Genomic DNA, 15,008 nt, shown 5'->3' with positions numbered 1-15,008 from the left:
ATGCGGGCGCCGCCCGCATCCGGCACCCGCCGTCACGCCTTGGCCGACGCCCTGCGTGCCGGGGGCGGCGTCTGCGTCCGCACCGGCGCCTGCGCTCGGGCCTGCGCCTGCCGGGCGGACTGCTCGGTCACCGCGGCCCGGTTCTTCGCCGGGTCGTTCGGAAGGCGCGCCGCGGGAATCTTGGCCATCTGCGCGGCGTGGCTCATCGCGCCGTCCGCCACCGCCTTGAGCTTGGCCTTGTCCGCCGCCGAGAAGGAGCCATCGGCCTCGGCCTTCTCCCAGAGCGCCTGCGCGGCCCTGCCGAACGCCGCCGTCTTCTCGGCGGCCCTCCACCGGTCGTAGGTCCCCGTCCTTCTGTCCTTCTCCGTGGGAGGGTCCGGAAGGCTCCGCCAGGCGTCGCGCAGAGCCTTGACGTGCTTGTCCTGGCTGGTGAGCAGAGTCTGGCCCATTTCGCTCTTCTGCCAGGCGAGGAGTTGACCGGCCAGCCTCAGGGTTCCGTCCTGTGCCTCCTTGACGGAGCCGTAGGCGCGGGCGTTGGGGTCCACCCCTGCCGGCGCGGTGTTGGCGAGCCGCTTCATGTGGCGGAAGCCGGCGTCGATCACCGCGTCCAGAACAGCGATGTCCTTCGCGGAGTAACGGCCCAGCTTGCCCTTGCGGATCTCCTCCCTGACCTCGTGAGTGCGCCCCACGAGTTCACCGAACCGTATCGCCGCCTCCCGGGGGCCCTCTCGCAGGTCGTCGGAGGGCAGGTTCGCCCACGCCTTCCGCATGTGGATGAGCGCCGGAGTTTTCATCTTTCCAAGACGCCGGCCCAGCGAGGACCGGTCGGCCCACATCTTGAGCCCTTGGCGGATGTCGCGGGAGGCCTGGGAGGCCTGCTCCCGTCCCGCCTCGCCCAGGCCGTATCCGAGGTCGGGGCGGCGCATCCCGCGCATCTCCCGTTCCACCGCGGACGCCTCGGGGGCCGGCAGGTTCTTGCGGGACAGCTGCCCCAGCTCGGCGCTGCGCTCGGCCGCGGTGCGGCTCAGCTCCCGCAGCGCGGCGACGGCGCCCCGCGTCTCCCGGTGGCCCGCACGCTCCAGCTGGCCGGCGAGCTCACCGGCCAGGCGGGCGTAGGCGCGGGTGGATTCCTGCGCGATGTCCGTCCACAGCCGCTGCCAGTGCGCGTTCGGTACGACGTGCTTGCGCCAGACCCGCTCGCCGGTGACGGCCCAGACCGACCGCCGCATTCTGGCTGTGGCCTTGCGCGTGTCCTGCAGCTGCTCCCACAGCGGGTTACCGGTCGCGGCCAGGACCGCGGCGTGCCCGTCGAGGGCACGCAAGGCGGCCGTAACGGTGTTCCCGCTGGAGGCCCCCGTCCCTGTGGGGGCGGGGGGCGCGGGCACCGCATCGGCACGTAGCCATGTGTTCCGCAGTGTCTGGTACGTCGTGCGCAGTTCTTCGTTGTGCCGGCGCAGAGGGTGCGGGAGGCTGTTGAGGGCCAGCCGCAAGGTGTCGTTGCGCTCCGGGACGGCTGCCACTGTCTGCTCCGTCATTCACGTTCTCCTCGATGGGTGCGGTGACGGGCGGCTAGATGTCGGTGGCCTGCCGCAGCGCCTCCGCCTCAGCGGGATGCGCGGACTCGGCGGTGCCGAACTCGGACGCGGTCAGATAGTCCTCGAACTCCTCCTCGGCTTCCGGGCGCGGAGCCGGGCGCGGCGGCGCCTCGTGGTGGGTGCCGTTGGCGCAGCTGGCCACCTGCAGACGCGGCAGGAAACCGTGCAGGGTCGACAGCCACTCCGCCTCGGCCAGGTCCCGGCCGGGCGCCGGCTGGCAGTAGGTGCGCACCCAGCCCGCGTACAGCGCGGTCAGGTGCTCGCGCACCGGAGGGTGCCGGTACCAGCACTGGGGGATCTGGTTGTGCAGCTCGAACGTGGCGCGCAGCCACTCCACCCACTCGGCCAGCTCCCGCATCTTGGCGCGGCGCTCGGCCGGCGTCATGGCCGACCACACCCAGCCGTAGGCGGCGGACTCCTCCTCCAGCTCCGGCAGCTCCGGCCACAGCGAGCCCGGGTCCTCCAGGCCGCCCTCCATACCTTCCAGCGTGTACTCAGACATCAGCGGCCTCCATTGGGGTCGTGCCGATCGGTGGGTTCTTCTCCAGGCTGATCCCGGCCGGCCCGGGGGCGGCCAGGAGCTTTTTCAGGTCCTTGTCGCGGAACGTCAGCCGCATCCGCACCTTGACCGGCGGCAGATTGGTGTACTGCGCGATCGCGGTGAACTCCGGCAGCTGCTGCAGCGCGTGGACGGGGGCCAGGTCGGTCTCCACGACCGACACCTGCGTCGAGTGGTCCCCGCCGCGCCCCCGGGTGGTCGACTCCCGCCGCACCTCGGTGCGCCCGTACAGGCCGGAGAAGTACCGCAGGGTCTCCAGGTCGCCGCAGCCGGGCAGCAGCATCCGCATCCCCGAGGCCGACAGCACCGTGTTGGCCTTCTGCTGCCCGAGCCGGTCGCGCAGCTGGGACAGGTCGTGCCACACCGTCAGCAGGCTGATGCCCATGCCCCGCCCGGTGGTGAGGATGTTCGGCAGCCGGGGGTAGCGCAGCATGTTGCCCGCCTCGTCGACCATCACCCCCAGCGCCGGATCGAGCGGGACGCCCGTGCTGTTGTAGCGGGTCTCGGCGCCGTGGATGATCGAGGCGACCAGTGAGGTCAGCAGCGGGGCGAAGCGCTCCGCGTCGGCCTCGGAGGCGATCAGGCACACGGTGCCGTTGCGGTCCAGCAGCTCCTCGACGGTGAAGTCGGTCCCGGAGCTGGTCTCGCGCACCTCCTCGTCGGCGTAGACGCGCGCGAGGACGTTGAGGGTGAACTGGATGGAGCCGATGCCGTCCTCGTGCAGCCGCAGCCACGGCGAGGCGTAGTCGTCGGCGGTCTCCTGGTAGTCGTGGGCCAGCAGGACGGCCCGCACATGGTCGACCGCGTCCTTGCCCAGCGACAGCCAGCGGCGCATGTCGTTGACGCCGCCGCCGTTCAGCTTCGCCGCCAGCAGCACGCCCTTGAGGACGTTGCGTGCCTGGTCCACCCAGGGGGCCGCCCGCTTGTCGTCACCGGAAGCGGATGCCTCGGCCATCCACGCCGCCATCCGCTCGGCGGACTTGGCGTCCACGCAGTAGTCGACCGGCGACCAGCGGTGCGTCGCCCGGCCCGGAATACCGGCGGGGGCGATCACCCACACCGGCCCCAGCGCCCTGCGGCGGGCGTAGATGACGTCGAGATCGGCCGCCTTGGTGGTGGTGACGACCAGCGGACCCTGCCACTCGGCCGCGTTCGGCAGCACCAGCCCGGTCGTCTTGCTGCTGCCGGGCACGCCGAAGACGGTGGCGGAGATGTTCGGCTGCGTGGTCAGGATCTTCTTCGTCTGCACCCCCCGGCCCGCGCTCAGGCGGCCCGCCCGCTGCTGCGGAGCCTGCGGAGCCGCCAGCTTCCGCTCGGTCTTCGACCCGCCCCACTGGGCGCCGCCGGTGCGGCCACCGAACCGCACCGTGGCCGCGACCTTGACCGCCGCGACCACCAGCACCGCCATCAGCACCGCGAACAGCGCGTAGAACAGCCAGGCCGGCGGCGCCGGGCGGAACGCGGAACCGGGTCCGTGGACCAGGGCGTTCAGCACCGTGGTGGGAAGGCCCGAAGTGGTCTTGGGCCATCCCCGCCCGGACAGACCGCCGGCCAGCAGGCCCGCCAGCAGCGTCGCCACACCCACCATGGCGGCCAGGCCGGCCGCGTAGGCGGCCATGACGGTGCCGTCGGACACCCCGCCCGCGGCCCCCGACCCGCTGCGCTGGGACATCACATCACCATCCGCTCGTCCGTCTCGAAGAGCTTCTCCTCGATGTGGGAGAGCATCAGCTGCACCGCGTGGCCACTGCCGCGGCCCACCTTCCACAACGCGCGGCCCCGCTGACCCGCCCCCCAGGAGGCGATCAGATCGCACTCCGCGTCCGTGAGACCGATCGCCTCACGGGTCAGGTTGAGCGGGGCGGTGTCCTGGGCGAGCTGGATGCGCGTCTCGCAGCTGGCGATCAGATCCTTGGCGATGGCGACCGCCTCCGAGCCGGCGGAGCCCACCGCTTCGAAGTCGGAGAGCCGGTGCGTCGCCAGCACCTGCACGGTCCCGCTCGCCCGGCTCAGCCGCAGATCGGCGTCGATCTTGCGGACCATTGCCGCGCCGCCGCTGCGCATCTGACGCCACAACTCGTCGCGGACCACCAGCCACGGGCGGTTGCCGGGGCGGTCGATCGCGCTCTGCGCCCAGGAGGAGACGCAGGTGAGCACCATGGCGATGGTGTCGTCCCCGTACGACTCCAGCGCTGAGACGTCGACGGACTGGATGGGCGCGTCCCAGTCCAGACCGATCGAGGTCTCCTTGTCGAAGAGCCCCGCCAGATGACCTGTGATCATCCCGCCGAGGGCGGCGCGCAGCGAGGCCATCTGTTCCCGCGCGAGTTGGACGTCCTCGCCCCGCACCCGCATCTCGCGGGCCATCTGCGTGGTGGGGTCCTTGAGCTTCTCGTAGACCAGCGGAAGGGTCGGTATGCGCAGACGTTCCTGCCCGTACAGTTCGCCCGTCACCTCCCTCACGGCGACATCCAGGCACTCCTCTTCCTGAGGGGCCAGGTTCCGCCTCAGCTGGAGCTCCAGCAGCGCCTGCAGCAGGGTCAGGCGCCGCCGGTGGATCTCCTGGCGGCGCGCGGTGAACTCCTCGCGGTTCGCGCTTTTTTCCAGCTCGTAGCCGAGCGGGCCCGCATCCAGCGGATTGAGCCGGCCGGGCATGCCCGGCCCGAGCCGCACCGGCTCCACCCCCAGATGCCTGCACAGCGCCGCGTACTCGCCCTTGACGTCACCCGCGATCAGCGTGCGGTGCCCCAGCGCCATCATGCGGAAGGCCAGCGCCTTGATGTGCGCGCTCTTTCCCGAGCCCGGGATCCCGGTGATCATCACGTTGGGGTTGGTGCACAGCCCCTCGCGGACCCAGGCGGTCGGATGGGCGCTGAACGCCTGCTGGGTGAGGGTGTTCCAGCCGATGTACACCCCGATGGACGGGAGGGAGGCGCCGTGCAGGAACGGGTAGATCCCGCTGGCCCGCGCGGTGTCGGAACGGAAGACGTCCGCCTTGTTGTGTGAGGCGGCCCGCCCTGCGAAGGGCTGGTTCCACCCTTTGCGGGGGGCCACCCGCATCGCGGTGTCGGGGTCCTCCAGCAGCCGGGAGCGGCGCTGTTCGCGGGCGCTGGGCTGCTGCGGAAGGGCGGTGGCCGCCTCGCCGGAGCCGAACAGTTCCGCCAGCGCCGCGGACTTCAGCCGGCTGTCGTCGTCCGGGCGGCGGAAGAAGGGAAGCCGCATCAGATGCCCACCCGCCTGTCGGGAAGCCCCTGGGCCAGCGGCAGCGCGGAGGCCGCGAAAGCGTCGTCCTGCGCACCCCACACCCGCCGCAGCTCCAGCCCCGCGGCCGAGGCGTCCGCCTGCAGATCGGCGCATGCGATCTCCAGCTGCTCCAGGTCGGTGACCGTGACGGCGACCAGTGCGGTGAGGCGTACCACGCCATGGCCGGCCGCGCGGGCGATGTCCTGCGCCCGGGCGGTGATCGCCTCCCGCCTCTCGTCCTCGCTCTCGGACCGTCCGGTCTTGGCCCGCAGCCCGCGGGCGGCCTCCCGCTTGGTCTTCTCCCTCGCCAGTTCCTTACGGGCCTTGGCCGGGCCGATCGGCTCGTACACGAGCGAGAGCGAACGCCGTGCGTTGGAGCGGGGCTTGAGGAGCGGCTGGAGGAACGTCGCGTACACCTCGCCCTGCGGGAAGTTGCGCACCTGGTAGCTGACGGTCCACGCGCCGTCGTGCCGGTAGACGCCCCACTGGGCCTCGGCCGCCGCGGGCCCGGCCAGCGCGGGGTCGACGCCGGGGGCGGTTCCCCGCCAGCCGGGGTTGTTCGCGGCGGCGTTGTTGCGCTCGGCGAGCGCGACGTGCGCTTCGGGGTCGTAGGCGGTGCGGATGGCCTGGGCGACACCGCGCGGCGGGAGCCACTGGTCGACATGGAGGCCCGCGCTGGCCAGCGTGGGCTGCATGGCGTTGAGTTCCCGCACGAGGACGGCGGCGGCTCCCCGCTGCCCGCCCCCGGAGCCCTTGATGGCCAGGCGGGCGCGGGAGGTGGACAAGGTGACGGCCAGATACGTCTCGCGGATGGTGGCCGCCGGTCCGGCACCCGCCATGAGCTGGTCGAGGGCTTCGACCGCGACGGCGGGGGCGTCTTCGGAGATGTGCCGCTCCGTCCAGGCGCGCAGCGTGGCCCCGTCGTCCGGGAGGGAGCGCTGGTGCACGGCGATACGGGTGATCGCACCGTCCTCCTTGCACTGGCTGCGCAGCACCGCCGCCCACGCCTGCACCCGGGAGTTCTGCTTCTCCGTGTCCACCAGCGCCAGCCCCGGATGGGAGATGCGTGCCACGGCGGTGTAGGTGCCCTCGATGGGGTTGTGCATGAGCCCCAGGTGGCCGCCCAGGCCGTCGGGCGCCTCCAAAAGGTGCAGACGGGCGAGGGACCCGGGCAGATCCATGGGCTGTTGCCCGTCCTTGGTGCGGGGGGCGAACAAGCCGGAGAAGAACAGGTTTCTGCTGGTAGCCACGGCGATCTGGTGCCTTACTGCGAGGGTGATCCACTGGTCCGCCGTCAGCCCCAGCACCCGCCCGTAGGCGAGCAGCAGCAGCACGGCGGATACGGGCAGAGCGACGAAAGCAGCCGACAGCGACCGGGCGTACAGCGGGATCAGCGCGATGACCGAGGCGGCCGCCACCAAAGCGAACCCCGGACCGCTGAGGTTCCCGATGAACCCGCTGCGCTCGGACTGCCAGCCGCTGTAGGTGACAGGCTCGGCACTCGGCACGGGTCAGCTCCCTTCGGGGGGTTGCGCGGGAGGGGGCGGACCGGGCGAGATCGGCGGGGGCTCGGCCTCGGGGATGTCGGGCTGCACGGGCGGCGCCGGGGCGGGGGCCGACCCTCCGCCGGCTCCTCCGCTGCCGCCCCCGTCGCCGCCGTCTCCGCTGCCGCCCCCGTCGTCGCCGCCGCCTCCGCGCCGCGGGATCACGACATGGCGCCCGCCCTGGTGGGCGTGGTCGAGACCGGCGTGCGCGGCCATGTTGCCCGCCGCGCCCTCCAGCATGTCCTTGCCTGCCGCCGCCACCTGCAGGCCCATACCGACCGTCCCGCCGACCTTCGACATGAAGCTGCCGGACTTGCGGCCCATCATCGCCTTGGACCAGAAGCCCTGGCCCCCGCCGGAGCCGCCGGAGGACCCTCCGCCGTCCGCGCCGCCTGCGGCATTGTCGGCTTCCAGGGCTCGGGTGAATCCGCTGCCGCCGCCGACCATGCCCGCGCCGCCGAGCGCCGGGTTGTGGCCGCCGAACGCGCTCGACACCGACGAGCCGATGGTGCTCAGCATGCCGGAGGCCCCGCTCGACCCGGCTCCCGCGGTCGTGAACGTCATGAACTTGGCCAGCGCCGGCCAGGCGAAACAGGCCAGGATGAACACGATCAGCCCGACGAAGACATTGCGGATCCCCTTCGCGTTGCCCATCGCGGAGGCGCCGATGCTGAAGCACAGCACGATCACCGGCTTGGCGAGAATCAGCGAGATCAGCGCGTTGCGGGCCTTGGGCCACCATTCGCTTGTCGCGTCGCTCATCTGCCCGGCCAGCGCGATCGGCATCACAGTGACCAGGATCATGATGGCCGCCTGCCTCACCAGCATCTCCAGCCACAGCGCGCCGACGGCCACGATCGCCAGGATGCTGATGACGATCACGAATCCGGTGGCGGCGGGAGCGACACCGCTGCCGGTGATCAGCGCGGCCCCCGCGGTGGCTGCCCCGCTTCCACTGACCAGGCCGGCGAACATCGTGCCCAGCTGTTGCTTCATGGCCTCGGTGGCGGTCTTCGTGTCGGCCAGCTCGGCCCCGCTGACCGACTCACCGCCCTCACCGGTCAGGGTGTAGTTGATCATCGCGGTGCTGAACGTGTCCGACCAGTCCAGCGCCGTCTGCGTCGCGGTGACGTAGACGGCCAGGATCACGCCCCACTTGGCCAGACCGGTGATCGCCGTGACGAGCGGCGCGCCCTTCTGGGAGATCCCCAGCTTCGCGAACTGGATCAGCAGCAGGAACGTGGCCACCAGAATGGATATCCCGGTCATGATGCCCATCACCGGGCCGATCCCGGTATCCGCCAGTTTGATGGTGGAGATGCTGTTGAAAGCCCCGGCGAACTGTTCGATCAGCCATACGACGGAGGTCCCGAGCGCGCCCGCCGCCTTCTCCAAGGCGCCGCCGGCCCACTCCTTGATCTTGTCCCCCACCCAGTCCAGAGGCGTGTACGCGTCACCCGGCCACTTCCAGCCGGCTTCCTGACTGCACTGCTGGAAGGGCTTCTTGTCCTTCTTCACGCAGTTTGTGACATACTTCTTGATCTTCGGGAAGTTGGGGGCGTTCGTATCAGCCTTCTCCAGCCACCTCTCCAGCTGGGTTTCCTCGTACCTGCGTGCCTCCTTGGGATCGCTGGAGCCCTCACCGATGCAGACCGTGCCGGGAAGTTCGCAGTCGCGGGGAGGACGGCAGTTGATGTCCGTGTCATAGGCGCAGTACTCGCCGGTCTTCGTGTTGATGCCGACGGGCACCCCCCCTCGGGAGAGTTCCTCGGGGATGGGGTCCGGCGGCTTGGCCCCGGCGAAGGCCGGCTGGCTCACCGCCAGAAAGCCGAACACGACGGCGGCGAGCAGCACGCCGCACCGGGCGAGGAACCTAGCCACCGGCCACCTGCCGCCAGCCGTCCTGGAAGGCGTAAGGGCTGTGCGGGTCATAGGCGCGCGGCCCGGTCGCCCGGCGTACCCAGCGCCGCTGTTCCGTCACTTTCCAGTCGCCCTTCGTCCAGGTCACGATCAGGTTGTCCGTCTGGTCCCTGAGAGGGTTGTCGTCGGTGCTCTCCTCGGGGCTGGTGGCGTAGCGGTCGTAGACCATCCACACCTGGACGACATCTCCCTCGCGATCGAGGCTCCGCAGCAGCACGGCCTTGACGTCGGTCGTGACGGTCATCCCGTTCGGAGGACCTCCGGAGGGAGGCAGCCCCACCCCCTCGCGCACCTTGCGCACTGCAGAAACCCCGTTGCGCACGGCGGGATCCGAAGGGCTGGCGGCGATGGTCCGCAACTGCCGCTCGGCGGCCTGGTCGTCGATGAAGCTCAGGTCCTGCCAGTAGGAGACGGCCGCCGACCTGGCGCCCACCGCTGTGTGGGGGAAACCCGTACCGATGCCGTTCTTCGAGGACTCGGGCTTGATCACCCGCACCCGCGAGGCCGTGGCGGGGGTGTGCTTCTTCCCGCCCGGGGTCCGGGGACCCGAACTGGTCCGGTCCGGGGAGGGCTCGGTCCGGGGGGAGCGCGAGCCGCTCTCCTCCACGCTGCCGAAGGCCAGAACGCCGCCCATGGCCACGAGCGCCACCACGGCCGCACTCAAGGTGGCCAGGCGCAGCCGGGCACGCCGCACCTTTCTCCGGTGGTCCATGCCGTCTCAGCCCTGCGTCATGTTGTAGAAGGCCATCACCAGGCCCGAGGTCACCCCGATGCCCAAGCCGGAGATCAGGCTCCAGACGATCGCCTGCTTGCCCCGGGCCGCCAGCCCGCCGCGTTCGCTGTTGTGGCCGATCGCCACGCACGCCCAGCCGGACAGACCCCCCAGGACGGCCATCGCCAGACCGATGCCGGCCGTCCAGCCGAGGATCTTCCCCGTCGGCGTCTTGAGAGTGCTGGGCACGGTCGGGGTGTAGTCCGGGATCGGGCCGGCGGCCAGAGAGTTGAACGCTTCGAGCATGTGACTCATGCGGGCACCTTTTCGCAAGCGACGCGGACGTCGGAGGACAGCAGGGCGGGCGTACGGGCCGCCGGAAGCGGATGGCCCCACACCTGATGAGCGGAGGCGAGAACAGCCCTCGCGAGGTCGTATCCGGCCGCAAGGGTCTTCGGCCTGACGCGGTGTGAGTCACTCATCCCGTACGTGCGGATGTGCGGGTCGTGGGGAACGGTCACCACGGAGAAGACATGCGACCGGAGCATCGCCGCCGCGGCCCGCACCGGAGACGGCGGACGGCCCTCCCCGGTCGCGGTGAGGGCGATGACCATGCGCTGAAGGGGCAGCCCCTCGGCCACGGCCGCCTTCACGGCGACCTGGAGCGCTTGCACGCCCGGCCCGGTGGCGGCCGCGCACAGCACCGGAACGGCGAACGGGAGCGAGCACCAGGAGGCGGCCTGCCCGGCGCGCCCGGCGCAGCGGGCGGTGACGATGTCCTGGGCGACGGCATCACAGGTGTCGGCGACGACGGCCTGCCAGCCGCCGGCCGCCGCGAGCTGGTACCAGGCAGCCGGATCCGTGGGAAGGGAAAGCGGGGCGCTGCTCCACTCCTGATGGTCGGTCAGCGTGTGCCAGTCACGGCCCTCGGGCGCGGGGCACCTGGAGGCGGCGTCCCGTATGCGTTGCGGAGTGGTGGGCCGGTCCGGCGGTATGGACGCCAGCCCCGCCCCGGGCTCCGCGCACCAGTACGGCCACGGTGAGGCCAGTCGCGGAGTGGTGTCCAGGACAACGGAAGGACCGGCGCAGGAGAACGCAGCGGCCAGCAGACCCGCAATGGTGGACCGGCCGCTTCCACCCGCGGGCCCGAGTACGGGTATGAGAAGGCGAGCGTGCGCCGGGAGTTTCTCCAGCGCCAGCGATCTCTTGGACAACTTCCCCCCGGCTTTGCACTCGCACCTGACTAGAGGTCAACCCTGAGGCAACGTCAGTGACGGCGGCCCAGGCTTGTGTTCGCCACACTCTATGGTCGCGTCCGGGGACCGGATGGTTCCACAACTTTGCACCCTATGCACGGGCGAAAAAGGGGGATTTAAGTTGTCCAAGCGCCATTTGAAGTGTGCAAGAAGTGGCAGCTTTGTGACAAGCGACTTCTGATAGCTGCCCAAAACCGGTGTGAGAATGTGTGCCGATCGGACCGCGGTCCTGGCACCTTCCCGTCGGCGGGTGTGCACACCGCACCGGGGGTCCTCGCTCAACCGCTCAGGGGGGAACGGCCGTTTGAGCACCATGCGCATCCTGCAAACAGTCGGCAGCGTGGTGGCGCTCGTCTTCGCCATGGCGTTCGGGCTCGTGCTCTATCTGGTGCTCTTCCAGGACGACGACGGAGGAGGCGGCGGACAGCTGGCGGCAGGCTCCCTGAAGGTCGGCAAAGGCGGCGTGCCCGCCGCCTACGCCGGACTCATCCAGAAGGCCGCCGACGACTGCAAGGCCGGGCTCCCGGCGAGTGTCCTGGCCGCCCAGCTGCAACAGGAGTCAGGCTTCCAGGCCGATCCGGGAAAGAGCAGCGCGGGCGCCCTGGGCATAGCCCAGTTCATGCCCGGCACCTGGAAGACCGCCGGGGTGGACGGCAACAAGGACGGCAGAAAGGACCCCCTCGACCCCGAGGACGCGATACCCGCGCAGGGCAAGATGATGTGCAAACTGCTGGCCACGGCCAAGAAGCACCCCGAATACGACGGAAGCCCCATCGAACTGGCCCTCGCCGGCTACAACGCCGGCTGGGGCAGAGTGGAGGAGTACCGCGGAGTTCCCCCCAAGTCGTTCGCGAGGGGGGAGACCCACAACTACGTGAAGATCATCATGGGCAACGTGGCGGAGCTGACCGGACCCGACGGCGGCCTGTCCACCTCCGGATGGGCCCGCCCCGTGGAGGGCGGCCCACTGGGAACCCCGTACCACCAGCGCGGCGGCTCCTGGTCCAGCGGCATGCACACCGGCGTCGACTTCACCGTCCCGACGGGTACCCCCGTCAAGGCCGCCGGATCCGGCACCGTGCAAAAAGCCGGCCGGGGCGGTTCCTACGGCAACCAGGTCGTCATCAGGCATCTGGACGGCACATACAGCCAGTACGCCCACCTCTCCGAGATCTCCGTCTCCGCCGGCCGGCACGTCAAGGCAGGCCAGAAGATCGGACTCTCCGGCGCCACCGGCAACGTCACCGGCCCGCACCTGCACTTCGAGATCCGCACCGGACCGGAGTACGGCTCGGACATCAACCCCGTCCCCTTCCTGCGCCAGCGAGGAGTGAAGCTGTGACGGAAGAACCGCACATCGCCCCCTGGGGGATCGTCTCCGCGCAGTTCTGGGCCGACGACAAAACCGCCACCACAGCCGCCGGACAGCTGCCGGACCAGCAGCCGCAGGCCCACCCCGTGCTCACCACCACGAAGCCGGACCCGGGCGTGGCGGCGGAACAGCCTCCGCCGCCCCCGGAGGAATACCGGGAACGCGTCGCCGCCATCACCGCCACATTCGCCCCACCGCACGACCCCCAGCGCCTGGCATGGGCCGGCATCCAGGCCGAACGTCTGGACCAGGAGGCCACCGCGACCTACGGCCCCGCGCACACCCACACCATCAGCATCCGGGAACTACGCGGCTGGATCGCCCGACTGCAGGGCGACCCGGAAGCAGCCACCCGCTGGGACCTGCACGTCATCCAGCTCCAGGCAACGGCGTGGGGCATGCGCCACGAGATCACCCGAGCCAGCGCCCAGCGTGCCGTGCGGCACTGGACCGAGATCACCGACCCCGCCGCCCGGCTCGCCCTCAGCAAGCAGCTGCTGGGCATGCTCATCGCCGTCACCGGCGAGAACAGCGCACTCAGCCGGCACGTGCGAAAACTGGTACGCAGAACGCAGGCTGCCGCCGCCCGCTGAGCACACACCGCGCAGGCTCAGCGGAAGCCGTCGTAGGCCGATGCCCCCTGTGTCGTCGCGCCCCAGCCCCCTGTAATACCCTCCTGCCACACCCTCCACACCAGACACTCGTTCCTCAATCGGCACCGCTCACAAAGCAGTTGATCCAGTTGGAGCGCGGAGGCCGGCAGGCAGCAGACAGCGGGCAAACGCAATAAGAACCCAGCAAGGGACCCGCGTCAGCCCAGCACACTCCCATGAAGCCACAAGCCTCCGCCCCCACTCTGAACCACGCACACCAGCAGGAGGATCGGCGATGACGTCTTTTCGGCACCTGTCCCGGGCAGACCTTGACCAGCTCACACGTGCCGAACTGTCCTCACGGGTCGCCCAGGAAAGCTCCCACTGGAAACGACTGACTGCCAAACAGATGGACGAACAGGCTGTAGCGGCCTACCTCGAATTCGTGGGCATCACAGCCGCGGTCCACAACCCCCAGGGCCTGGCCACCCACCTCAGCAACCTCATCGACGGACGCGACGACAACTACCTGGACGAAACGCCAGGCGTAACCGGCCAGGACCTGTGATGACGAACGAGGAAACACACACCGGGTACTGGGACAAGCCGGCAACCACACACCGGCTGCCCGCCGAACCGTGGCCTTTCACACCAAGGACGGACGAGGCGGAGCTGGCGCTGGACTCCTTCAAAACAGAGTGGGACGCACTCGTCGCACAAGGACAGGCCCGGCGCGACGCACGCATGCAGCTCAACTCCACCCTCGCGGCGACCAGCGCAGCGATCAGCCCAGGAGGAGCAGACCGCCTCGCAGCAGTCCTCGCCGAACTGAGACTGCTGAGCCCGGACGAAGCCGCGACAGCGCCCAAGACCGAACCAGGCCGGCCTCCCGTGACGATGCCGGAAGACAACAGCGGCCGCCCACCCACACGTGGCGGGGTCCGGCTGTTCGTCCCCGGAGCGCGACTGGTCCCCACCAATGCCGTCACCGCAGCGGCGGAAGCAGTCGAGCACACAGCCGCAGCCCGAGGAATCGCATGCATATCCGGAGAGCGAGGAGTGGGCAAAACAGTGGCGATCCACCAGGCACTGCAACTGCTGCCCACCCGCATCCCGGTCTGGCAGGCCGTCATCGGAGTCAAACCGAGCCTCCCACAACTACGCGCATGCCTACTGGAAGCCCTCGGACTACCAGCGGCAACCCTGACCCGCCGGCCCCGGGCAGCCGACCACGCCCTGAAACAGGTACTACGGCAACCAGGCGTACTGTTCCTCGACGACGCACAACGACTGCCTCCCCCCTTGCTGGACTACCTGCGCCTGCTGTGGGACGAACCCGGCACAGCCGCAGCACTCGTACTGTGCGGAGCCGGTGCCGAACGGGGGATCACACGAGTACCAGCGCTACGGGCCAGAGTATTGACCTGGCACAAAGTCGCCCGCGTCGAACCGGACCACCTCACCGAGACCCTGGCCACCTTCCACGACGTATGGGAAGGCGCGAGCCCGGCAGACGTCAAACGAGCCGACGCCGCAGTAGCACGAGGCAACTTCCGCACCTGGGCGAAAATCACCTCTCACCTCTACGCCCTCGCCAAACGCAGCCGACACACCAGAGCGGACAGCTCCCTGATCAAACAGGCATGCGCCCGACTGGCCCCCACCCCATAACAGCCAACGACACACGAACGAGAACCATGAGCGCAACGCCGACAAGACCGTAAAGCCCACTCTGCCCGGCCCCCCACTCCGCGCCACACCGCGCCCCTCGAACGGACCGCTGGCCAAGGGTCGCCGACAACGACCCCGGCCGCCCGACTACTTCAATACGACACGCTTCCCCGGCCTGGCACCGTGCGAAGTCCATCCCGGGTCGCGCCCTGGGCCCCGCCCTGAGCCGCGCCCCGGGTCGCATCAGCCCCCGGGCCCCGCGAATGCTCGGGCCTGTCTGGTTGCGCGGCTGGTTGCGGGTTGCCCCGCCGCCGGGCCGTATCACCGCAGGCCGCGCCGGGTGGGCAATGCATCTGGCCGTGCTGAAACCTCCCCCTGGAATGGGGGTTGATGAACTGTCTGCGGCCGGGGCCAAGAGCCCGTAGTTCGCTGGGAGTTGGGGTCGCGGCTCGTGTCCTGCTCTGGCGGCTCATTGCCTGGATTGGCTTTTGTGCGTGGCGTGTACTGCGGGCAGGGCCGGGGCAGGGGGTTGGGCAAGGGGGC

Annotated in this window: 13 protein-coding genes; 4 read left to right on the top strand and 9 right to left on the bottom strand. The window is 70.2% G+C overall.

Annotation, left to right across the window (positions count from 1 at the left end; genetic code table 11):
* Positions 1-32: 32 nt before the first annotated feature.
* Genes KBY19_RS20375 through KBY19_RS20335 form a run of 9 tightly spaced genes read right to left on the bottom strand, consistent with a single transcriptional unit; the run spans position 33 to position 10,787 of the window.
* Positions 33-1,535 carry a hypothetical protein gene (locus tag KBY19_RS20375; protein ID WP_210957116.1) on the bottom strand — a complete coding sequence of 501 codons (1,503 nt, stop codon included), beginning with the start codon at positions 1,533-1,535 and terminating at the stop codon, positions 33-35.
* A 34-nt stretch (positions 1,536-1,569) separates the two neighbouring features.
* Entirely contained in the window at positions 1,570-2,097 is a 528-nt protein-coding gene (locus KBY19_RS20370; RefSeq protein WP_247691211.1) for a hypothetical protein, read from the bottom strand.
* Positions 2,090-3,826, bottom strand: a complete 1,737-nt coding sequence (locus tag KBY19_RS20365) for a type IV secretory system conjugative DNA transfer family protein (RefSeq protein WP_099887101.1) — start codon at positions 3,824-3,826, stop codon at positions 2,090-2,092. The genes KBY19_RS20370 and KBY19_RS20365 overlap by 8 nt, the downstream gene beginning before the upstream one ends.
* Complete coding sequence (locus KBY19_RS20360; protein WP_099887069.1) at positions 3,826-5,376, bottom strand: type VI secretion protein; 1,551 nt, start codon at positions 5,374-5,376, stop codon at positions 3,826-3,828. The genes KBY19_RS20365 and KBY19_RS20360 overlap by 1 nt, the downstream gene beginning before the upstream one ends.
* A complete protein-coding gene (locus KBY19_RS20355) occupies positions 5,376-6,905 on the bottom strand; it encodes an SCO6880 family protein (RefSeq protein ID WP_099887068.1) in 1,530 nt (509 codons plus the stop codon). Before KBY19_RS20355 ends, KBY19_RS20360 begins: the two co-directional genes overlap by 1 nt.
* A 3-nt stretch (positions 6,906-6,908) precedes the next feature.
* Positions 6,909-8,822: a hypothetical protein gene (locus tag KBY19_RS20350; protein WP_307843569.1), complete on the bottom strand. Its 1,914-nt coding sequence runs from the start codon at positions 8,820-8,822 to the stop codon at positions 6,909-6,911.
* Positions 8,815-9,573 (bottom strand): hypothetical protein, encoded by a 759-nt coding sequence (locus KBY19_RS36650; protein WP_247691210.1) that lies wholly within the window; start codon positions 9,571-9,573, stop codon positions 8,815-8,817. The genes KBY19_RS20350 and KBY19_RS36650 overlap by 8 nt, the downstream gene beginning before the upstream one ends.
* 6 nt (positions 9,574-9,579) lie before the next feature.
* Positions 9,580-9,888 (bottom strand): hypothetical protein, encoded by a 309-nt coding sequence (locus KBY19_RS20340; RefSeq protein WP_099887067.1) that lies wholly within the window; start codon positions 9,886-9,888, stop codon positions 9,580-9,582.
* Complete coding sequence (locus KBY19_RS20335; RefSeq protein WP_247691209.1) at positions 9,885-10,787, bottom strand: hypothetical protein; 903 nt, start codon at positions 10,785-10,787, stop codon at positions 9,885-9,887. The genes KBY19_RS20340 and KBY19_RS20335 overlap by 4 nt, the downstream gene beginning before the upstream one ends.
* A 355-nt stretch (positions 10,788-11,142) precedes the next feature.
* Here KBY19_RS20335 and KBY19_RS20330 point away from each other — a divergent pair, with 355 nt between their 5' ends.
* The 4 genes from KBY19_RS20330 (at position 11,143) to KBY19_RS20315 (ending at position 14,465) form a co-directional block, all read left to right on the top strand.
* Entirely contained in the window at positions 11,143-12,171 is a 1,029-nt protein-coding gene (locus tag KBY19_RS20330) for a peptidoglycan DD-metalloendopeptidase family protein (RefSeq protein WP_282107101.1), read from the top strand.
* Positions 12,168-12,794 (top strand): hypothetical protein, encoded by a 627-nt coding sequence (locus tag KBY19_RS20325; RefSeq protein WP_099887065.1) that lies wholly within the window; start codon positions 12,168-12,170, stop codon positions 12,792-12,794. The genes KBY19_RS20330 and KBY19_RS20325 overlap by 4 nt, the downstream gene beginning before the upstream one ends.
* Before the next feature lie 295 nt (positions 12,795-13,089).
* A complete protein-coding gene (locus KBY19_RS20320; protein WP_210966352.1) occupies positions 13,090-13,362 on the top strand; it encodes a hypothetical protein in 273 nt (90 codons plus the stop codon).
* Entirely contained in the window at positions 13,362-14,465 is a 1,104-nt protein-coding gene (locus KBY19_RS20315; RefSeq protein ID WP_099887064.1) for an ATP-binding protein, read from the top strand. Before KBY19_RS20320 ends, KBY19_RS20315 begins: the two co-directional genes overlap by 1 nt.
* The last annotated feature ends 543 nt before the right edge of the window (positions 14,466-15,008 follow it).

The sequence above is a fragment of the Streptomyces sp. B15 genome (assembly GCF_018070605.1).
Classification (GTDB): Bacteria; Actinomycetota; Actinomycetes; order Streptomycetales; family Streptomycetaceae; genus Streptomyces; species Streptomyces smyrnaeus.
The sequence above is the reverse complement of the archived record's forward strand: the minus strand, read 5'-3'. Positions and strand labels throughout refer to the sequence as shown.

Coding starts and splice junctions, on each gene's coding strand:
- KBY19_RS20340 (WP_099887067.1), bottom strand. CDS start 9,888: ATGAGTCACATGCTCGAAGCGTTCAACTCTCTGGCCGCCGGCCCGATC.
- KBY19_RS20370 (WP_247691211.1), bottom strand. CDS start 2,097: ATGTCTGAGTACACGCTGGAAGGTATGGAGGGCGGCCTGGAGGACCCG.
- KBY19_RS20315 (WP_099887064.1), top strand. CDS start 13,362: ATGACGAACGAGGAAACACACACCGGGTACTGGGACAAGCCGGCAACC.
- KBY19_RS20375 (WP_210957116.1), bottom strand. CDS start 1,535: ATGACGGAGCAGACAGTGGCAGCCGTCCCGGAGCGCAACGACACCTTG.
- KBY19_RS20365 (WP_099887101.1), bottom strand. CDS start 3,826: ATGTCCCAGCGCAGCGGGTCGGGGGCCGCGGGCGGGGTGTCCGACGGC.
- KBY19_RS20320 (WP_210966352.1), top strand. CDS start 13,090: ATGACGTCTTTTCGGCACCTGTCCCGGGCAGACCTTGACCAGCTCACA.
- KBY19_RS20360 (WP_099887069.1), bottom strand. CDS start 5,376: ATGCGGCTTCCCTTCTTCCGCCGCCCGGACGACGACAGCCGGCTGAAG.
- KBY19_RS36650 (WP_247691210.1), bottom strand. CDS start 9,573: ATGGACCACCGGAGAAAGGTGCGGCGTGCCCGGCTGCGCCTGGCCACC.
- KBY19_RS20330 (WP_282107101.1), top strand. CDS start 11,143: ATGCGCATCCTGCAAACAGTCGGCAGCGTGGTGGCGCTCGTCTTCGCC.